The sequence below is a fragment of the Gammaproteobacteria bacterium genome (assembly GCA_021647245.1).
GTDB lineage: Bacteria > Pseudomonadota > Gammaproteobacteria > RBG-16-57-12 > RBG-16-57-12 > JAFLJP01.
Window position 1 is genome coordinate 1 of sequence record JAKIVC010000007.1, and the last position, 20,515, is coordinate 20,515.

General features: G+C 49.7%; 18 protein-coding genes. 12 read left to right on the forward strand and 6 right to left on the reverse strand.

All coding sequences use genetic code 11. The annotated features are described in order from the left end of the window. Nucleotides 1–722, forward strand: a 722-nt coding sequence (locus L3J94_03160) for a group II intron reverse transcriptase/maturase (protein MCF6217755.1), incomplete at its 5' end; no start/stop codon positions are given. Between the two features lie 589 nt (nucleotides 723–1,311). Next, on the forward strand, nucleotides 1,312–1,701 hold the full coding sequence (locus tag L3J94_03165; protein MCF6217756.1) for a DUF4399 domain-containing protein: 390 nt from the start codon (nucleotides 1,312–1,314) through the stop codon (nucleotides 1,699–1,701). A gap of 206 nt (nucleotides 1,702–1,907) precedes the next feature. On the opposite strand, the gene L3J94_03170 is transcribed toward L3J94_03165, so the two are convergent. Together L3J94_03170 and L3J94_03175 are read right to left on the reverse strand one after the other, a co-directional pair. Continuing rightward, the gene (locus tag L3J94_03170; protein MCF6217757.1) at nucleotides 1,908–2,150 is read right to left on the reverse strand and encodes a hypothetical protein; all 243 of its coding nucleotides are present in this window, start codon (nucleotides 2,148–2,150) and stop codon (nucleotides 1,908–1,910) included. A gap of 172 nt (nucleotides 2,151–2,322) precedes the next feature. Further along, nucleotides 2,323–4,242, reverse strand: a complete 1,920-nt coding sequence (locus L3J94_03175; protein ID MCF6217758.1) for a RecQ family ATP-dependent DNA helicase — start codon at nucleotides 4,240–4,242, stop codon at nucleotides 2,323–2,325. 271 nt (nucleotides 4,243–4,513) lie between these two features. On the opposite strand from L3J94_03175, the gene L3J94_03180 reads away from it, so the two are divergent. Beyond that, entirely contained in the window at nucleotides 4,514–5,422 is a 909-nt protein-coding gene (locus L3J94_03180) for a DUF1566 domain-containing protein (GenBank protein MCF6217759.1), read from the forward strand. A gap of 16 nt (nucleotides 5,423–5,438) precedes the next feature. Beyond that, nucleotides 5,439–6,077: a TIGR02281 family clan AA aspartic protease gene (locus L3J94_03185; protein ID MCF6217760.1), complete on the forward strand. Its 639-nt coding sequence runs from the start codon at nucleotides 5,439–5,441 to the stop codon at nucleotides 6,075–6,077. Nucleotides 6,078–6,112: 35 nt separating this feature from the next. Here L3J94_03185 and recN read toward each other — a convergent pair whose 3' ends face one another. Both recN and L3J94_03195 read right to left on the reverse strand, forming a co-directional pair. Further along, on the reverse strand, nucleotides 6,113–7,783 hold the full coding sequence (recN, locus tag L3J94_03190; GenBank protein MCF6217761.1) for a DNA repair protein RecN: 1,671 nt from the start codon (nucleotides 7,781–7,783) through the stop codon (nucleotides 6,113–6,115). A gap of 225 nt (nucleotides 7,784–8,008) precedes the next feature. Continuing rightward, a complete protein-coding gene (locus L3J94_03195; protein MCF6217762.1) occupies nucleotides 8,009–8,905 on the reverse strand; it encodes an NAD(+) kinase in 897 nt (298 codons plus the stop codon). A gap of 281 nt (nucleotides 8,906–9,186) precedes the next feature. Here L3J94_03195 and grpE point away from each other — a divergent pair, with 281 nt between their 5' ends. The 4 genes from grpE to dapB all read left to right on the forward strand — a co-directional run bounded on the left by grpE (nucleotide 9,187) and on the right by dapB (nucleotide 14,000). Then, nucleotides 9,187–9,810: a nucleotide exchange factor GrpE gene (gene grpE, locus L3J94_03200; GenBank protein MCF6217763.1), complete on the forward strand. Its 624-nt coding sequence runs from the start codon at nucleotides 9,187–9,189 to the stop codon at nucleotides 9,808–9,810. A 110-nt stretch (nucleotides 9,811–9,920) separates the two neighbouring features. Further along, nucleotides 9,921–11,858 (forward strand): molecular chaperone DnaK, encoded by a 1,938-nt coding sequence (dnaK, locus tag L3J94_03205; GenBank protein MCF6217764.1) that lies wholly within the window; start codon nucleotides 9,921–9,923, stop codon nucleotides 11,856–11,858. A 162-nt stretch (nucleotides 11,859–12,020) separates the two neighbouring features. Continuing rightward, nucleotides 12,021–13,142, forward strand: coding sequence for a molecular chaperone DnaJ (gene dnaJ / locus L3J94_03210; GenBank protein ID MCF6217765.1), 1,122 nt, complete (start codon nucleotides 12,021–12,023; stop codon nucleotides 13,140–13,142). Between the two features lie 54 nt (nucleotides 13,143–13,196). Next, complete coding sequence (gene dapB / locus L3J94_03215) at nucleotides 13,197–14,000, forward strand: 4-hydroxy-tetrahydrodipicolinate reductase (GenBank protein ID MCF6217766.1); 804 nt, start codon at nucleotides 13,197–13,199, stop codon at nucleotides 13,998–14,000. 46 nt (nucleotides 14,001–14,046) lie between these two features. Here the strand turns inward: dapB and L3J94_03220 are convergent, their stop codons facing one another. Further along, on the reverse strand, nucleotides 14,047–14,286 hold the full coding sequence (locus tag L3J94_03220; protein MCF6217767.1) for a YebG family protein: 240 nt from the start codon (nucleotides 14,284–14,286) through the stop codon (nucleotides 14,047–14,049). Nucleotides 14,287–14,766: 480 nt separating this feature from the next. Between L3J94_03220 and carA the strand changes: the two genes are divergently transcribed. The 4 genes from carA (at nucleotide 14,767) to L3J94_03240 (ending at nucleotide 20,220) form a co-directional block, all read left to right on the forward strand. Further along, nucleotides 14,767–15,897 carry a glutamine-hydrolyzing carbamoyl-phosphate synthase small subunit gene (gene carA, locus L3J94_03225; GenBank protein MCF6217768.1) on the forward strand — a complete coding sequence of 377 codons (1,131 nt, stop codon included), beginning with the start codon at nucleotides 14,767–14,769 and terminating at the stop codon, nucleotides 15,895–15,897. Nucleotides 15,898–15,907: 10 nt separating this feature from the next. Then, nucleotides 15,908–19,129: a carbamoyl-phosphate synthase large subunit gene (gene carB / locus L3J94_03230; protein MCF6217769.1), complete on the forward strand. Its 3,222-nt coding sequence runs from the start codon at nucleotides 15,908–15,910 to the stop codon at nucleotides 19,127–19,129. Continuing rightward, nucleotides 19,129–19,605, forward strand: a complete 477-nt coding sequence (greA, locus tag L3J94_03235) for a transcription elongation factor GreA (protein MCF6217770.1) — start codon at nucleotides 19,129–19,131, stop codon at nucleotides 19,603–19,605. The genes carB and greA overlap by 1 nt, the downstream gene beginning before the upstream one ends. A 153-nt stretch (nucleotides 19,606–19,758) precedes the next feature. Next, nucleotides 19,759–20,220: a DUF4149 domain-containing protein gene (locus L3J94_03240; GenBank protein MCF6217771.1), complete on the forward strand. Its 462-nt coding sequence runs from the start codon at nucleotides 19,759–19,761 to the stop codon at nucleotides 20,218–20,220. Here L3J94_03240 and yhbY read toward each other — a convergent pair. After that, on the reverse strand, nucleotides 20,204–20,497 hold the full coding sequence (yhbY, locus tag L3J94_03245; protein ID MCF6217772.1) for a ribosome assembly RNA-binding protein YhbY: 294 nt from the start codon (nucleotides 20,495–20,497) through the stop codon (nucleotides 20,204–20,206). The two genes, L3J94_03240 and yhbY, sit on opposite strands and share 17 nt — an antisense overlap. Nucleotides 20,498–20,515 lie beyond the last annotated feature (18 nt).

The window sequence follows — 20,515 nt, forward strand, 5'->3', positions numbered from 1 at the left end:
GCATACAGGAAGACGGGCATTACAAAGGCAGCGAAAAGGGCACCCCGCAAGGCGGCGTCATTTCACCCTTGCTGGCGAATATCTATCTACACTATGTACTGGATCTTTGGTTTGAGAAGCGTGTTAAGCGAAACTGCCGAGGCTATGCCCGACTGATTCGTTATGCGGATGATTATGTTGCCTGCTTCCAAAACGAGGTAGAAGCAAAATGCTTTATGCAAGAGATGGAAGATCGTTTAAGTAAATTTCATTTAGAAGTTGCGCCAGAAAAGACCAAGCAGCTCGAATTTGGAATATTTGCGCAATCAAAAGCAAAAGCCAGAGGAGAAAGAGCCGCTACGTTTGATTTTTTGGGTTTTACCCATTATTGCTCAAGCAGTCGAAATGGAAGGTACTTTCGGATGAAACGGAAAACGATAAGCCAGCGTTTTACGGCAAAGTTGAAGGGGTATAAAGAGTGGTTGAAGGCGAATAGAGTACGCTCGACCGCAGACATCCTGAAACAAACAGCCGCAAAATTGCGAGGCCATTTTGCCTACTATGGTGTAACGGATAACTACAAAAGCATCAAAAACTTTGCTTATCAGGTATTACTCACCTTGTTGAAATGGCTAAATCGCCGAGGAAAACGAGGCTGTTATATCTGGGAGAAGTTCAATAAATTGCTTAAGTTGTTTCCATTACCCAAACCTCGAATTATGGTAAATCTATTGTCCTTTTGAAGTGAAGTGTGTTGTCGAGGAGCCGTGTGCGTAAATAGCGCAAGCACGGTTCTGAGAGGGGTGTGGTAACAATGGTAGAAGCAGGAAATCGGCCGTGTGATGGCCATCATGATCCTGATAAAGCTAGAGGAACCCATCTACTCGACCAAGTCTGTACATAATGAGTTAATGGTTTGTTGTTTAGACCCCTTCTGCTTCTTTAACAGCGAAGAGAAGTGTTGCGAATGCCCCGCAGGCAAAGTCATGTGGTTAAAGAATGAAAAAAAGACAAACAGGGTAACGACAAAATCTTTTTTGAAGGCCGCATAAGCGACTGTCGACACTGCGAATTAAAAGAGCAGTGCATGAGAAAACCGGACTCGATTCATAACATGATAATACGCACGCTGATCGCCATGGAGAGTGAAGGCGATCAGCGTAAGTCATACAATAAAAGGCAATATTGTATTTGCCCCCTTTTGGGGAAATTGTGGAATTTGATGGGCAGCAGGTTGTGGTAGAGTAGGCGACCTTATATTTAATTCGACTATTTAACCTTATTTTCTACAGGGAGAACGTGGTGAAACTTTTAAAAACAGCGGTGATTTGTATGGCGGCATTAATCTCATTTAATGCGTTGGCAAGTGATAAAACACCGTCGGCAGAAGGTGCTGTGGTTTACATCGTTTCACCAGCGAATGGTGAAGTGGTCACCTCGCCAGTGAAGGTGGTATTTGGCCTGAGCGGCATGGGTGTTGCTCCTGCGGGCACCGAAAAAAAGAATACGGGTCATCATCATCTGCTGGTTGATGGTAAAAAACTGCCGGCGATGGACAAGCGCATGGGCAAAGAGGTAAAACATTTTGGTGGTGGACAGACAGAAACCACACTGGAACTCGCCGCTGGAAAGCATACCTTGCAGCTGATTCTCGGTGACAAAGACCATGCGCCACACCAGCCGCCCGTAGTCTCCGCAGTGGTGACGATTGTAGTAAAATAACGTTTAACCGTTGTGGTGGCCGGGCAGCCTAATCGGTTGCCCGGCCTTTTTTTGAGAGTGGGAAAGCCGATGAGTGAAAATGAATAGAAGGGGCAAGTATCATATTGCCCCCTAATCCCCAGATAGAAACAGGTATGCTGCACAAGTGCTTGACTCCACAGCAAAATAAAAAATAGCCGCCGAACTTGCGGGTGCGACTAATGTGTTTATTGCTTACATGGATTGCTCGCTGTCGGTCTTGGGTCAACCGGCTCTATCTCGCCAGCGGCGACATCATAAGCTAACCAAAGGTCAGCCAACATACGTGCTTCGCTATCGGGTATTTGCGTTTGTAGTGCTTCAAGTTGATGCGTCGCATTGGCGGTCAGTGGCGACTGCGCGATAATATCCGCCGCAGGTGAGCCTAGGAGGCTGTCGGACTGAGGGTGAATCGACTGCGGAAAAGTCATCTCGGCCCATTTATCCGATCATTTTCGTTGAATATGCCCAATATTCGCCTCAAACGATCAAAAAAATGGACTCAAAATGGCTTTCCCTCGCTACGATCACCTAAGTCCGACAGCCTCCTAGGTTCAGGTTGTATGTGGCGAGGGGCAGTTGAGTTATTTTCCGGATGTTATTTTATTCAGAACCCGCATGAGCCAGCAGTTGCTGAAAAGGTACCTCTGCCAGCGCACCAAATAGTGGGTGTTTTGTGAGTTTGGCGCGGCTCAATTTGGGTGAGGTGATGCCGCATAGAAAGCGGGCTAACGTATGTGGGTCATGCAGTAGCGGTGTTTCAGTCTGTAGATTCAAGGCTTGTTGCCAGGTGTTTTTATCAATGGCGATGGCGGAATGCGGTATCTCTTCGGCGGTTTTTCCTTTTAAGCACCAGGAGCAGTGGCCACAGGGCTGGTTTCGCGGGTCACCAAAATAAGTGGCCAGGAAGTTGACCTGACACTCTTGATAGTGGGCCAGTTCAAGCACTTGCTGCAAGCGTTTGATTTCACTGTTTTCGCGTTGTAGGGCGCGTTGATGCAGCTCTATTGCCAGTGCCTCAGTGCTCTCGGGGTCTTTGATTTTTTGATAGCGATTGCGCAGGCCGGATACTTTGACTTCCAGTAGATTTTGTTCGCTCAAATAGTCTAGTGCGCGAATGATGCGGTCTCGGGTTGTGTTGATGGTAGCGGCTGTTTGTTCAAGGTCAATGTTGAACCATATTTTTGCCTTTTTTGCCTGCCTAAAAATATTGGCAATAAACGTTCGGCGTTCGCCTTCGAAGCGGTTGAGAATGTTATGAGAGTTCTGTAAGGGTTTAAATTGGTACGTGGCGTAGAAGGGTGTTCCGCCTTTTAGGTAGCCATCCAGCTCTAGGTAAGTTAGCAGGGTACGCAGCACTAATGGGCGAATGTCATGTGTTGATGAGAGGCTGTATTGGCTGACGCTGAATTCACTTTCATATGAAAATAGTTCAGCGGTCAGGCTTTTTAGTGACCCTAAAGAGGGTGTGTCGCCATAAATGAAGTTTTCGAGAACATTCAAATCATCTGCACAAACCAAGGTTTCACAAATGGAAGTGTCGCCATCACGGCCGGCGCGACCCATTTCCTGGGCAAAGTTTTCGAGGCTTTTAGGCAGGTTATAGTGGTAGACATAGCGAATATTTGATTTATCTACACCCATACCAAAAGCGATGGTGGCGACGACGATGCCGTTATCAGAGTTCATAAACCAATCTTGTGTATTGCTACGCTGTTCGCTCTTCATACCCGCGTGATAGGCCCGAGCGGGTAAACCTGCATCTGCCAGCTGCGCGGCGACCTCTTCTGCGGTGTGTTGCAAGGTGACGTATATAATGGTGGGGCCGCTGGGCTGGTTTTGCAGGCGAGTTAAAAGTTGTTGGTCTCGTTTTTCATGGGTGACTGCGGTGGTGAGTACGGTTAAATTAGGGCGATAAAAGCCGGTGCAGATGGCATGGTTTGAGGTGATATCAAAAGCACGGCAGATATCTTCTTTCACTTTTGGTGTGGCGGTTGCGGTTAATGTGAGTACGCGCTCAGCACCGCAGCGCTTGGAGAATTCAGGTAGTTTTAGGTAGTCAGGCCGGAAGTTGTGCCCCCATTCGGAGATGCAGTGTGCTTCATCAATCGCTAGCAGCGAAATAGGCAGCTGTTCAATGGTGGCCCGAAAACGCTCGTTATTGAAGCGTTCGGGTGCGACATAAAGCAGGCGCAGCTTCCCTGAGCGTGCCTGATTGAGCACCTCGTGATATTCGTCGGTGCTTAAGCTGGAGTCGAGGCGGGCGGCTACAATGTTTCGTTTTAATAAAGCATCAATCTGATCTTTCATTAATGCAATTAATGGGGAGACCACGAGTGTCAGCCCCGGTAGTAGTAGTGCGGGCAGTTGATAGCAGAGTGATTTCCCTCCACCGGTTGGAAACAGCGCCAGCGCGGAGTGGCCCTCTAATAAAGATTCGATGACTTCACGCTGGCCTTCATTAAAGTGGTCGAAGCCAAAGTGTTGTTGTAATGACTCCTCAATGGATGAATTACGCTGCATTTTATTGGCTCCTGATGCGTGTAATATTGGCGAAGCGTGGTAGCTCTTGCTGGGTTTTACCATAACGAGAGCGCTGCTTTGTTCATTTGCCGCCACAATTCCGCCAGGTTTTAGCTCTTTTTTATCTTGCACCCTACTTGCGCAGAGTGCTCATGATACGGGTAAGTGACGAACGAGCCAATGGGGGGTGGCTCTTTGTGAGCTTTTCAGCAAGCGACTAAGCGGTTCTATGTGCGATACTGGCTCTGAAAAATTATTTATTGGGGGGATAATGAATAGGTTTTTATGTGTAGCTGCGCTAGCTATTTTGTTGTTGGGGTGTTCTGAGCCACCGGCTACATCGCCAGAGTCATCTACTTTGGCGGCCGCTGACGATGTAACGACGGAGCCTGCTGCGGTGGTGGAGGCTGCTACTGAGAAAGCCGTGGTTGTGGCTGCGGAGGTTAAGCCGACTCCACGCTCTGCTGCTGTTTTGGCACTGCCCGCGCAGGTGAGCTCGAAGCAGGTGTTGCAGCAGGTGGTTGAGCAGAAAGAGCGAGCGGTTCAAGTTGTGAGTGAACCAGCGGCCCCGGTACAGGTGGCGATGGTTGCTCCTGTGGCGGTGATTGAAGTGATTCCGAAAAGAGTCACGGTGGTTGAAGATGTGACGACGCAGCGGATTTTAAGTGCGGCAGAGGCGAGGGATGTTGCTCAGCTACCGGAGACTGATCGCTACGTTAAGGTGGGCCAGAAGGGTGACTGGCAGTTGCCACAAGAGAGTCGTTGGAGTTGTATTCTGGATCGGGAAACGGGCTTGTTGTGGGAGACAAAGAGTCAGGGAAAGCTGCGTAATGCCGAATATGAGTATGTACAGTTGGGTGAGGGTGGTCGCTGTGATGGCGAGGATTGCCGTGTTGAGGCTTACCTAGAGAGGGTTAATCAGGCTAAGCTGTGTGGGCGCGATGATTGGCGTGTACCCAAGCGGCTAGAGCTGTTGCAGCTGGTGGATCATGCCTATCTGGACTCGATTCCCAGTATTGATATACGCTATTTTTCTAATACTCGGAAAGGGCGTTACTGGAGTTCAGATCACTTTGAGTATAGTGAAAAACATGCTTGGGCAGTGAGCTTTGAAGATGGGTTTGATCGTATTCACGCTATCGATAAAACGGCTCATCTACGACTGGTGAGCGGTCAATAACTGGAAAATAAACGCGATGTGGAAGCTGCTTTGGTTATCTCTTTTTTTGCCCGTTATGGGTTGGGCTTCGGCTCCTGAGGTGCAGGCTATTTTGGGCAGTAAGGTTGTGGTGCAATATGAGGGGAGTCGTTTGACTCTGGCCCAGGGTGAGCTGCATAACGGTATAAAGCTGATCTCCATCAAGGGTGAGCGGGTGACGCTAGAGGTGGCTGGTGAACAGGGGCACTATCTTCTTGGGGAGCGTCGCTCCATAAGCAGCCGCTTCTCCTCCCCAGAGCCTAAGGCGTTGCGTTTATATGCGGATAGCCTGGGCATGTATCGCACAAAGGGGAGTGTTAATGGCATCCCGATTGATTTTATGGTGGATACCGGTGCGACATCCATTGCCTTGAACTCCCGCGATGCCCGCCGTTTGGGAATTGATTACCGACGCTTGGGCACCAAGGTGATGTTGAGTACGGCCTCTAAGAGGGAGTGGGGTTACCGTGTGAGGTTGAACAAGGTTCAGGTCGGTAGCCTTGTTGTTTATGATGTGGTGGCGGTTGTGCTGGATAATAAACGATTCCCAGAGAAGGCCCTTTTGGGGATGAGCTTTTTAAATAAGGTTGATATGACCCGCAGTGGTAATTCACTGCTGCTGGAGGCGCGCTGGTAACCGGTAGCAATTCAGTAAGCAGGTCTCCCGTAGGGTTAACGCGGTTGGCCTGATAACAGCATTTCACGAGCGTGAACCCGAGTCTGTTCGGTAATGGTGATGCCACCGAGCATTCTGGCCAGTTCATCGATGCGGGCATGCTGATCTAGCTCCACAAGGGTGGTAGTGGTGCTGCTTTTACCCGCTTTTTTGCACACTTGCAGGTGTTGGTTCCCTTGCGCGGCCACTTGTGGTTGGTGGGTGATGCAGAGCACTTGTCGTGACTCCCCCAATGCCCGCAACATCTGCCCGACAATTTCCGCTGTACCGCCGCCGATCCCCACATCCACCTCATCAAATATTACGGTGGTGATGCCATGTGCGCGACTGGCCACCACTTGAATGGCGAGGCTGATGCGTGAGAGTTCGCCGCCGGAGGCTATTTTATTCATGGGCTGTGCGGGTTGGCCCGGGTTGGTGCAGATTAGAAATTCAACGCGCTCTTGACCCTGTGGGGATGGCTCGTGGTGCGGGGTCATGGCGATTTCAAAGCGGCTGCCGTTCATTGAGAGGCGTTGTAGGTTTTTGGTGACCGCTTTTTCCAGTTTTTTGGCGGCTTTTTGGCGCACCAGGGTGAGCTGCTCTGCTAGAGTGCGGTAGTGTGCGGTGGCGGTGGCTATCTCCTCTTCGAGTGAACCATACTTTACCTCTGCCGTTTCGATGTCACTCAGTTGCTGTTGTAATTGGTGTAGCCGTTCAGCAAGCTGTTGTGGTTGGCAGTTGTGTTTGCGTGCCATCTCATGAAGTTCGCCCAGTCTGGCTTCTAGCTGTTGCAGTTGTTGTGGATCTATTTCGATGCGCTCTTGATAGTGGCGCAGCTCGGTTGCGGCTTCGTCCATTTGAATGGTGGCGCTGTCAAGCATTTCACAGATGGGTTGGAGCCTATGGTCGATGGTTTGCAGCTCGTTCAACTCATGGGTGATGCGTTGGAGTTGCGTGGTGAGCGCAGCTTGCTCATCACCCTGTAGCTGGTGCAATGCCTGCTGACTCGACTCTAATAGACGATGGGCGTGGGCGAGGCGCTGGTGCTCTTTGTCCAGCTGTTCAAGCTCATCTGGCTGGGGGTTGAGGTTTTCGAGTTCGCGGGCCTGATAGCGCAGTAGTTCGAGTTTTGCATCGCGCTCCTGTTTGTCGTTACGCAACCTCTCCAGTTCTTGAGTGAGTTGTGACCAGTGACGATAAGCGTGGTCGATCTTTTTGAGTAGCGTGTTGTTACCCGCATATTGATCCAGTGTGTCGCGTTGCTGCTCGCGGCGCAGCAGTGCTTGGTGTGCATGTTGCCCATGAATGTCCACCAGCATCTCACCTAGCTCTCGCAAGGTGGCCAAGGGTTGTGGGCGACCATTAATGTAGCCTTTTGAACGACCCTCTTTGGTCAGGGTGCGGCGGATAATGCACTCGCCCTCCATCTCCAACTCGTGGTCGAGTAGCCACTGTTGGGCTGCGGGTTCGTTGCGAAGATCAAAGTTGGCACTGATTTCGGCACGGTCACAGCCGTGGCGAACCACGCCGCTTTCGGCGCGATCTCCCAACGCAAGGCTCAGGGCATCCAATATGATGGACTTGCCTGCTCCCGTCTCGCCGGTAAGGCAGCTCATGCCGGGGGCGAGATCGAGCTCTAGAAGATCAACGATGGCGAAGTTTCGGATCTGAATATGGCTTAACATTAAGGCTCTGTATAAGGAAGTTGATTGGAGGGTATCTCTATTAATTTTGAGGTGCCCTAGGCGGCTGCTGGACTTAGGGTGAATCTACTGCGGAAAAGCCATTCAGGCCCATTTTTACGATCTTTTTCGTTGAATATGCCCAATATTCGCCTCAAACGATCAAAAAAATGGACTCAAAATGGCTTTCCCTCGCTACGATCACCTTAGTCCGGCAGCCTCCTAGAATTAACTGGGGCGCTCGCCCCAGTGTAGCTTGGCACGAAGTATATCAAAAAAATCGTACAGTTCGGGGTGTATCAGGCGAACGGGGTGCTCAGTTTTTTTGATCCGCAGCACATCGCCTATCTGTAAGCTGAGGCTGATCTGTCCGTCACAGGTGATTAACACCTCAGATTTTTCGTGATCGCATACCCTAACCATAATAAGGCTGTCGCCAGAGACCACCAGCGGGCGGTTGCTCAGTGTGTGCGGGCAAATAGGCACCAGCGCCATGGCGTTTAATGAGGGGTGCAATATGGGGCCGCCGCTCGAAAGCGCATAAGCGGTTGAGCCGGTTGGTGTTGCAATCACCAGCCCATCTGCACGCATGATGGAGAGGAATTTTTGATCAACGGAGCACTCCAGTTCAATCATTCGTGCAACATGTGATTTGTGAATAACCACGTCATTGAAGGCGTTGTTTTCGGAGAGTATTTCCCCCCCGCGCTCAATGGTGGTGTGCAGTAGAAAGCGGCTCTCTTCAACAAATTGACCACTCAAAACTTCATCAAGGGTCTCATCAATGTGCTCTTTGGATACATCGACCAGAAAGCCAAGACGACCGAGATTAACCCCCAAAATGGGCACGTCAGCTGCGTTGAGCGAGCGTGCGGCATTGAGTAGCGTGCCATCACCGCCCACAACAATAACCAGGTCACACTCACTTCCGATGGTGGCGCGATCAACAGTCTCAAATTCAGTGCCGCTGATATCAGGGGCCGAGCCTTGGTCTACCAGTACGCGGCAGCCACGGCTTAGCAGGTAGTTGCCAACGGCAATGAGCGTGTCGCCACCGTGCTGGTCATTGTATTTGCCGATCAGGCCGATGGTGTTGAAGGTGTTTTCCACAGCCGCCGCCTCCATTAATTTGAACTGCTTTTGATGTTAAGGATGCCCAATGACTCCTTAAATGAGTAGTGAAGGTTAGCACCATTGTGAGTTGGGTTAAATGGTTTCTGACGTTTCCTATTTTGAATGCTCTTGAGGGGTTGAGGCGGGAAGCGTTGATTGAATTATTCATAAAAAGTGCAGAAAAAATGTGCGGAAGTGTTGAATTTGTAAAATTTGCCCTTATATTTTCTGCAGCATAGTTCGTCAGATGATACCGCTATGGTGTCGCGCAAACACAATTGTCGGAGTCAAACATGTCAAATAAGAAGAAACATACAGATGAACAGCCGGAGAGTATTGAGGGTGTGATTGAGCCGTCGATGGATTCAGATCCTTCTGAGGCCGAAACGAATGACCTCGATGTTGCCGGTTTACAGCAGGCGTTATTGGCAGCTGAAGAGAAGGCCAATAATCATTATGAGCTGGCATTGCGCACTAAAGCAGAGGCAGAAAACCTTAAACGCCGCGCCGACCAAGATGTTGCAAAGGCACGCAAGTTTGCCCTGGACAAGTTTGTCGACTCACTGATTCCGGTGCTGGATAGCCTAGATATGAGCCTGCAAGCCGCAACGGGTAGCGATGAAAGTGTTGTCAAATTGCGTGAAGGCAATGAGATGACTTTGAAAATGTTTCTGGATGCATTACAGAAAAATGGTGTGCAACAGATTAATCCGGAAGGTGAACTCTTTAACCCTCAGCTGCATGAAGCGATGAGTATGCAAGAGAGTACAGAGCATGCGCCTAATAGCGTGATGGTGGTTTTTCAAAAGGGTTATGCGCTGAATGATCGCTTGATTCGCCCCGCTCGTGTTGTGGTTGCTAAGGCTGCCGTGGCAGCTGAAGATCCGGTGGGCGGAAAAATAGATGAGCAAGCATAAATATACCTTGAAATTTAATTTCACTACCCCCATCAAGGGTATCAGGTAACGAATTAATACAATCGATATCAGTCGGTTGGTAACAAGCATTAAAGAATTGGAGAGAGACAATGGGAAAAATTATCGGTATAGATTTGGGTACCACAAATTCATGTGTATCTGTAATGGAGGATGGCAAGCCTCGTGTAATTGAGAATGCTGAGGGTGATCGCACCACGCCTTCCGTTGTGGCGTATGCTGATGATGGCGAGGTGCTGGTGGGTCAGTCAGCAAAACGCCAAGCGGTAACCAATCCAAAAAATACACTGTTTGCTATCAAGCGTCTGATTGGCCGTCGCTTTAAAGACAAAGAAGTACAAAAAGATATCAAAATGGTTCCTTACTCCATCATTGAAGCCGACAACGGCGATGCATGGGTTGATGTGAATGGCAAGAAGATGTCTGCACCCGAAGTTTCTGCTCGTATCTTGATGAAGATGAAGAAGACCGCAGAAGATTATTTGGGTGAGGAGGTTAAAGAAGCTGTTATTACTGTTCCGGCCTATTTTAACGACTCACAACGCCAGGCAACCAAGGATGCGGGTAAAATCGCCGGTTTGGAAGTTAAGCGTATTATTAACGAGCCAACGGCTGCGGCACTGGCTTATGGCATGGATAAGAAAGGTGGCGATCGCAAGATTGCAGTATATGACCTGGGTGGCGGTACCTTCGATGTGTCAATTATCGAGATTGCAGAGATTGAAGGTGAGCACCAGATTGAAGTGCTCTCCACCAATGGTGATACTTTCTTGGGCGGTGAGGATTTTGACTCACGCCTGATTGAGTTCCTGGCTGAGGAGTTCAAAAAAGAGAGTGGTATCGATCTGCACAATGACCCCTTGGCGTTGCAGCGTCTGAAAGAGGCGGCTGAGAAGGCGAAAATTGAGCTTTCATCCGCACAGCAGACTGATGTTAATCTGCCTTATATTACCGCAGATGCAACGGGTCCCAAACATCTGAATGTGAAAGTCAGTCGCGCTAAGTATGAAGGGCTGGTAGAGGAGCTGATTACACGTACTATCGAGCCTTGTAAGACAGCCTTGAAAGATGCGGGCCTCTCGGCTTCTGATGTGGATGAGGTTATCTTGGTGGGTGGTCAAACCCGTATGCCTAAGGTTCAGGAAGCGGTGCAAAACTTCTTCGGCAAAGAGCCGCGTAAAGATGTGAATGCTGATGAAGCGGTGGCAGTGGGCGCCTCTATCCAAGGCGGAGTGCTGGGTGGTGAAGTTAAAGATGTATTGCTGCTGGATGTTACGCCGCTCTCTCTGGGTATTGAGACCATGGGTGGTGTTATGACCAAGCTTATCGAGAAGAATACAACTATTCCTACCAAGGCATCGCAGACCTTCTCTACCGCAGAAGATAACCAGACAGCGGTTACCGTACATGTGCTACAAGGTGAGCGTGAAATGGCATCTGCCAACAAGTCGCTGGGTCGTTTTGATTTGGGTGATATCGCGCCTGCACCACGGGGTGTACCGCAGGTTGAAGTCTCTCTTGATATCGATGCCAATGGTATCTTGAATGTCTCTGCTAAGGATAAGGCGACCGGAAAAGAGACCTCTATCGTCATTAAAGCCTCTTCAGGCCTTTCGGATGAAGAAGTTGAAAAGATGGTGCGTGATGCAGAAACTCATGCAGAAGAGGATAAAAAGTTTCATGAGTTGGTAATGGTGCGTAACACCGCAGATCAGATGCTCCATGCCTGCAAAAAGTCCATGGGTGAGCTGGGCGAAGATAAGATGGAAGCGGGTGAAAAAGAGAAGATCGACGCGGCCATTGCTGAGCTGGAAGAGGCGATGAAGGGCAATGAAAAAGAGACTATTGAGGCCAAAACCACTGCGCTTACCGAAGCCTCGGGTGAAATGATGCAGCGTGTTTATGCGCAACAAACGGGCGCAGAAGGCGGCGATCAACCTGCAGCGGGCGATGATAGCTCAAATACAAAAGCCAAGGACGACAATGTGGTTGATGCTGAGTTTGAAGAAGTTAAAGACGATAAAAAGTAATTAACAGGTAACAGGGTGTTGCGGGCGGGCGCGGGCGTGAAAACGTTTGCGCCTGTTACCGTATATGGATACCTGAATGTGGATGTTTAACGCCCTCTCTGAGTGAAACGAGGGCTGAACTCACAAGGCAGGTGAATAGTGAAATTTTTGCTGGTTTGAAATATGTCAAAACGTGATTATTACGAAGTGCTCGCTGTCTCCAAGACGGTGAGCGGGCCTGAGTTGAAAAAAGCTTTTCGCCGCGCCGCGCACAAATACCACCCCGATCGGAACCCGGACAATGAAGAGGCATTAGAAAAATTCAAAGAGGCCAAAGAGGCCTACGAGATACTTGCCGATGCCCAAAAGCGTTCCGCTTACGATCAATTTGGTCATGCGGGTGTTGATCCGTCAATGGGCGCTGGTGGGGCGGGTGCCTCTAATTTTAGTGATGTATTTGGCGATGTATTTGGCGATATTTTTGGTGGCGGTGGTCGAGGCCAGCAGGTACGTCGTGGTGCGGATTTGCGCTACAATCTTGAGCTCACACTTGAAGAAGCAGTGCACGGCACCAGTATCAATATCGAGGTGGCAACCCATGTGAAGTGCGGTACCTGCAACGGTAGTGGCGCAAAAAAAGGCACCTCACCTGTGACCTGTACCACCTGTGGCGGTCATGGTCAGGTGCGGATGCAGCAGGGGTTTTTCTCGTTGCAGCAAACTTGCCCACACTGTAACGGCTCTGGGCAGAGCATCAAGGATCCTTGCGGCAGTTGCCATGGCAAAGGGCATGTGCGTAAAAACAAAAAACTCTCGGTTAAGGTGCCTGCTGGTGTTGATAATGGCGACCGGATTCGTCTTTCAGGTGAGGGTGAGATAGGTGATCATGGCGCGCCGCCGGGTGATCTATATGTACAGGTTAGCGTTAAAGAGCACGCGATTTTTGTGCGTGATGGCAATGATATCTTCTGCGAGGTGCCCATCAGCTTTGTGAGCGCCACTTTGGGGGGTGAGCTTGAAGTGCCGACCCTTGATGGGCGTGTGAAACTGAAAATTCCCGCAGAGACTCAAAGTGGTCGCATGTTTAGAATGCGCGGCAAAGGGGTGAAGTCCGTTCGTGGTGGCGGAGTCGGTGACTTGCTCTGTCGGGTCGAAGTAGAGACACCGGTTAATTTGAGCGCTCGACAGAAAGAGCTGCTGCGGGAGTTTGAATCTGAAACCGATAGCAGCCATAGCAAACACAGCCCCAAGGCGAGCTCTTGGTTGGGGCAGGTGAAGCGCTTTTTTGAAGAGATGAAGCCCTAAAGCGGGTTCTCAGGCGTTTTACAGTTAACAGCAGAATATTCGGATGAAAAGATGATGATAAGAGTTGCAGTTGCAGGGTGCTCCGGGCGCATGGGGCGCACGTTAATTGAAGCGTGCCAAGCGAGCGAGCAGCTTGTTTTAGGTGCAGCAACAGAGCGCTCCGGGAGTTCATTGCTGGCGCTTGATGCGGGTGAAATGGCGGGCGTTGGTTGTTTGAGTGTGGCCATTGTAGAAGACCTTGCCAAGGTGGTTGATGATTTTGACGTGTTGATCGATTTTACAACAATTGATGCGACACTGAATCATCTAGAGATCTGTGCGGCCGCTGGCAAGCGTATTGTTATTGGCACTACTGGGTTTTCTGAGCAACAGAAGCAGAGAATCGCTTCGGCTGCTGAGTCCATTGGTGTTGTTTTTGCTCCCAACATGAGTGTTGGCGTTAATCTCTGTTTTAAGCTGCTGGATATTGCTGCAAAAGTGATGGGTAACGAGGTGGATATTGAGGTCATTGAGGCGCACCACCGGCATAAGGTAGACGCACCCTCAGGCACCGCTTTGCGTATGGGTGAAGTGGTCGCCGATGCGCTGGGGCGCGACCTCTCTCAGTGCGCTGTTTATGGGCGTGAAGGAAAAACCGGAGCGCGGGATCGTGGTGAAATTGGTTTTGAAACCATTCGCGCCGGCGATATTGTTGGTGAGCATACGGTAATGTTTGCCGATATTGGAGAGCGCGTCGAGATCACCCACAAGGCATCCAGCCGAATGACGTTTGCCAAAGGTGCCCTGCGAGCCGCTGGCTGGTTAATGAAAAAAGAGCAAGGCCTGTTTGATATGCAGGATGTGCTCAATTTGCGCTAATCACATTGATGGCCCGGTTGGTGGTGTGGACTCGCCAATCGGTTGATTACGTTTTGGCGCTTGCCTCGGCTGCATCATCATTTTGCAGCGTGATCTCACCTAATGCTGCGCAGTCACCTTTGCATGCACGCACGATAAGATCTTTGTTTTTGGCGAGAAGAATGCCAAAAGCTTCCGCTTGTTTCGGCTCAATCCCTGAAATCTGTTTTTCCATTAAGGCAGTAAACTGCTCACCCAATTCAAGCATTTTGTCGTGTGCTTCGGCTTCTTTTTTACTATTGAACATACTATTGTCCCTGTCACAAAGCCACATTGCGATAACGGCCATGGTTTTTCTCACTCTATTTATATGAATGGATACTGTATATGTATACAGTGTTTGTTTCAACCCCAATCTCAGGCCCTAATCCCCCGATAGAAACCCGTATGCTGCACAAACGATTGGTTTTACATCATCTCGTGCTTCTATCGGGGGATTAGGGTCTGCTGAGTGGCGTAAAATAATGTGCACGATATTGGTTTGCAGTGGAGTAAAAAACAGTAAGCCGTACCCACAGGCTCAGCGGTTGCTTTTTATTTTGCTGCTTTCCAACTAATTTGGGCTATTTGAGGCTCATTTCATATTGGACAAGGCGGGTGATGGACAAGAAGGGGGACTCTGTCGTAGAATATCGCACACTTACGATCTATATAAAAAAGCAATATACAAGGAGCGGATGAGCCTGTTAGGTATCATCCGCTTTTTGTGCATCTAGCGGAGGTTATCTTGAGAAAACCGGCCCTTTTAGCATTAGAAGATGGCTCCCTGTTTTGGGGTGAGATGATTGGCTTTGAAGGACAAAGTGTTGGTGAGGTGGTGTTTAATACCTCGTTAACCGGCTATCAAGAGATCTTGACTGATCCGTCCTATGCAAAGCAGATCATTACCCTAACTTATCCACATATTGGAAGTGTGGGTGTTAATAGCGAAGATGAGGAGAGCGGTGGCGTTGCCGCCAGTGGCCTGGTTATTCGTGATTTGCCAGCACTTGCAAGCAACTGGCGCAGTGAGATGTCGCTCGACGAATATCTGCGTCAACATCAGGTGGTTGCGATTGCTGGCATTGATACGCGCCGTTTGACGCGCATTTTGCGTGATAAAGGGGCGCAAGGTGGCTGCATTGTTGTGGGTGATCAGATTGATGAAAAAAAGGCTGTTGCGGCAGCCAGTGCATTCCCTGGTTTGAAGGGGATGGATTTAGCAAAAGAGGTGACGTGCGACGCGGCCAGTGAGTGGCGCGAAGGCGAGTGGACGTTGAGCGACGGCTTTGTTACGCCAGACATTCATGCCTATCACGTTGTTGCGTATGACTTTGGTGTTAAACGTAATATTTTGCGGATGCTGGCCTCCCGAGGCTGTCGATTGACGGTGGTGCCTGCTAAAACCACCGCTGCGGAAGTTTTGGCGCTTAATCCGGACGGTGTTTTTCTCTCAAATGGTCCGGGTGATCCTGAACCCTGTGGCTATGCCATTGAGTCGGTCAAAGCTATTCTCGATAAAGGCATTCCAACCTTTGGGATCTGTTTGGGGTATCAGTTATTGGCGCTTGCCAGTGGTGCAAAAAGCGTAAAAATGAAGTTTGGTCACCACGGGGGTAACCACCCGGTGCAAGATGACAGCAGCAAGCGGGTGATGATTACGGCACAAAATCATGGTTTTGCTGTGGATGAAGAGACGCTTCCCGCTAATCTGAAGGCAACTCATCGCTCACTCTTTGATGGCTCGTTGCAGGGAATACACCGTACCGATTGTCCGGCATTCGGTTTTCAGGGTCATCCTGAGGCAAGTCCGGGGCCCCATGATGTGGCCCCTCTTTTTGACCACTTTATTGATCTGATTGAACAGCACAGCAAATAAGAGCCAAGCCATGCCAAAACGTAGCGATTTAAACACTATTATGATCCTTGGAGCAGGGCCGATTGTTATCGGTCAGGCCTGTGAATTTGACTATTCGGGTGTGCAAGCGTGTAAGGCGTTGCGTGAAGAGGGTTACCGTGTGGTGCTGGTGAACTCCAACCCAGCGACCATCATGACAGACCCCGACACGGCTGATGCGACTTACATCGAGCCAATTCATTGGGAAACGGTTGCTAAAATCATCGAAAAAGAGCGCCCGGATGCGTTGCTGCCCACTATGGGCGGCCAAACTTCACTGAATTGTGCGCTGGATCTTGATCGTGAAGGGGTGCTGGCTAAGTTTGATGTGGAGCTGATCGGCGCTAAAAAAGAGGCGATCGATAAGGCGGAAGACCGTGATAAGTTTCGCAAAGCGATGGTCAAAATCGGTCTGGATATGCCCAAGTCGGATGTTGCGCATAACCTGGAAGAGGCGCTTAAGGTTCAGGCCACTGTTGGTTTTCCGACCATCATCCGGCCATCGTTTACCTTGGGCGGCAGCGGCGGCGGTATTGCCTATAATAAACAAGAGTTTTTACAAATTTGTGAGCATGGGCTGGACCTATCACCGACCAATGAGCTGCTCATTGAAGAGTCCATTATCGGCTGGAAAGAGTTCGAGATGGAGGTGGTGCGTGATCACAAAGATAACTGCATCATCATCTGCTCCATCGAAAACCTGGATCCGATGGGTGTGCATACAGGCGACTCGATTACCGTAGCACCGGCGCAGACGCTGACCGATAAAGAGTATCAGATTATGCGTAACGCCTCTTTGGCAGTACTGCGTGAAATTGGTGTGGATACGGGGGGCTCTAATGTGCAGTTTGCGATCCATCCAGAGACGGGCCGCATGATCATTATTGAGATGAATCCCCGAGTGTCGCGCTCTTCAGCACTTGCCTCTAAGGCGACTGGTTTTCCGATTGCTAAAATAGCCGCTAAGCTGGCAGTGGGCTATACCCTGGATGAGTTGAGTAATGATATTACCGCAGGTGCTATGCCGGCTTCATTTGAGCCCAGTATTGATTATGTCGTCACCAAAGTACCCCGCTTTACCTTCGAAAAATTTCCGACTGCGGATGATCGTTTAAATACACAGATGAAGTCTGTGGGTGAAGTGATGGCTATTGGGCGTACATTCCAAGAGTCGCTACAAAAAGCACTGCGTGGCTTGGAGACGGGCAAGGATGGGCTTAATAGTATTGCTGATTTGCAGGCTGATGATCTTGAGTCGACCCTACAGCACGAGCTTAGCCTGCCAGGGCCAGAGCGCCTCTGGTATGTGGGCGATGCTTTTCGTGCGGGCTATACGCTGGATGCGGTGCATGAAACTTCGCACATTGATCGCTGGTTTTTGGTGCAGATTAAAGAGCTTATCGATATTGAAGCCGAGTTGAAAAGTAAGTCACTCTCGGATTTGGATAAAAATCGGCTCTACCGGCTCAAACAAAAAGGTTTTTCAGACAGTCGCTTGGCGACACTGCTGGCGAGCACCCAAAAAGAGGTACGCAACCGTCGTAAGGAGCTGGGTGTTAAGCCGGTTTATAAGCGGGTGGACACGTGTGCTGCTGAGTTTGTTTCAGACACCGCCTATCTGTATTCAACCTATGAGGAGGAGTGCGAAGCGGTCCCCACAAACCGTGATAAAATAATGGTGCTGGGTGGTGGTCCGAATCGCATTGGCCAGGGAATTGAGTTTGATTATTGCTGCGTGCACGCGGCTTTTGCCATGCGTGACGATGGCTATGAAACCATAATGGTTAACTGCAATCCTGAAACAGTTTCCACTGACTACGACACCTCTGACCGGCTCTATTTTGAGCCATTGACCCTAGAGGATGTGCTTGAGATTATCGAGGTCGAACAGCCCAAAGGAGTCATTGTCCAATACGGTGGACAGACACCGTTGAAGCTGGCTCGTGACCTTGATGCAGCGGGTGCGCCGATTGTGGGCACATCTCCTGACTGTATTGATCTGGCAGAAGACCGCGAACGGTTCCAACAGTTGATTGAAAAACTGGGTCTGTTACAGCCACCTAATCGTACCGCCCGTGATCCCGAGGTCGCGGTTAAATTGGCGGAGGAGATCGGTTATCCGCTGGTGGTTCGTCCATCCTATGTGCTCGGTGGTCGGGCGATGGAGATCGTATATAAAGAAGATGAGCTGAGACGCTATATGCGTGAGGCTGTCTCTGTTTCAAACAACTCTCCGGTACTGCTTGATCGCTTCCTGGATGATGCTATTGAGGTCGATGTGGATGCGATCTGTGATGGTGATGATGTGCTGATTGGTGGCATTATGCAGCATATTGAGCAGGCGGGTGTGCACTCCGGTGATTCGGCCTGTTCGTTGCCACCGTATGATTTGCCCGCCGAGATTCAGGATCAGCTACGTCTGCAGGTTGCTAAAATGGCTAAAGCGTTAAACGTAGTCGGCTTAATGAATACGCAATTTGCGGTGCAGGGTGGAAAAATATTTGTACTCGAAGTCAATCCACGCGCTTCACGGACTGTTCCGTTCGTCTCCAAGGCGATCAATCGTCCACTGGCCAAGATTGCAGCCCGCTGCATGGTCGGTCAGAAGTTGTCTGATCAAGGGATGTTGGATGAGGTTGTTCCGCCTTACTACTCGGTTAAAGAGGCTGTTTTCCCCTTCATTAAGTTTCGGGGTGTTGATCCTATTTTGAGCCCTGAGATGAAGTCAACGGGTGAAGTGATGGGGGTGGCAAAAAGCTTTGGTGAAGCCTTTGCAAAGGCGCAGTTGGGCGCGGGTGAAGTGCTGCCACACGACGGTGGACGCGCCTTTTTGAGTGTGCGAAATATTGATAAGCAGCATGTAGCTGAAGTGGCGCGCTCTTTAATTGAAGAGGGTTTTACACTTTTTGCTACCAGAGGCACCAAGGCGGTATTGGATGAGGCAGAGGTGGCTTGTGAGCGTGTTAAAAAAGTGACGGAAGGTCGTCCGAATATTGTTGATATGATCAAAAATGATGAAATTAATTATATTGTGAATACCGTAGAGGGCAAAAAAGCGACCGCTGACTCATTTGAGATACGTCGGGAAGCCTTGCAACATAAGGTGAGTTACACTACTACGATTGCGGGTGCTAAGGCGACCTGCGCGGCATTAAAAGAGTTAGACAACTGGAGCGTTAATCGCTTGCAAGATCTGCATGAGGAATTGAAGTAATGGTAAGTTATCCAATGACATTGCAGGGCGCTGAAAAATTGCGCCTTGAGTTGAGTGAATTAAAATCGGTGGCACGGCCAGAGGTTATTCAGGCGATTGCAGATGCGCGTGAGCACGGCGACCTGAAAGAGAATGCTGAATACCATGCGGCCCGTGAGCAGCAGGGTTTTATTGAAGCACGTATTGCGGATATTGAAGGCAAGCTTTCAAATGCACAGGTGATCGATATTTTGGAGTTAACGCCAAATGGGAAAGTTGTTTTTGGCGCGACGGTTGGTCTGGTAAATGAAGAGACCGGCGAAGAGGTGACTTATCAGATCGTGGGTGATGATGAGGCGGATATTAAAGAGGGTAAGATCTCAGTTAACTCGCCCGTTGCCAGGGCATTGATCGGCAAAGTGGAAGAGGATATCGCTTCCGTTAATGCCCCGGGCGGTCTTATTGAGTATGAAGTTATCTCTGTTAAATATATTTAGAGACCTCTGCACGAATAATGAATAAACATTGATTGCTCAGGAGATATATCCTCTATTGTCCATTATTACGGACACAGAGTTCTTTCGTAAATATCCCTGCGAAACCAATACCCTGAGCAATCTTTGCGCAAATTAATGGAATCCCCAGATTTAATGAACACGGCCTCCCAATATTTAGAACGCCTTCTGTTGACGGTATGGGTAGGTGCTACCTGGACGGTGGGGTACCTGGTTGCCCCACTGCTATTTCGGTTGCTTGATGACCGTATGGTGGCAGGACAGCTGATGGGTGAGATGTTTGGCTTGGTACATATTATAGGTGCGGTGTGCGGTGGCTTGTTGCTGTTGATGGCATGGGCACATTTTGGCCGCCGCACTCTTTACGCTTGGCAGATGTGGGTGTTGGTGGTGATGTTGCTGTTAATCGCCATCATAGAACTCTCTATTCGCCCGCAGATGGTGGAGATGAAAGCTCAGGGTCTGTACTCTAGCGCACAGTTTGCCGCCGAGTTTGGGCGGCTCCATGGTATCTCTTCAGTCTGCTACCTGGTGAACAGCCTGCTGGGGCTGCTGCTGATAATGACCGGTGTTCGAGGGGTTAAGCCGGTAGCTTGATGGTGGGCTCTTTTGCTGGCTTGTAAAAAACAGCAATATGTCCGATGCGCTGAACCAGTAGCGCATTGCCCTGTAGGCAAACCTCATCAATCATGGCTTTGCGCTCATCACGCGCTTCTGCGTTCACTCTAACTTTGATAAGCTCGTGGTGTTCGAGCTGATCGATGATTTCATTGAGTACATTTTCAGTGAGCCCATTGTTGCCAATGATGACGACAGGTTTTAGTTTATGGGCCAGATTACGCAGCTGGCTGATTTGGTTTCGATTAAGTTTCATAATAGTATCAACATATGG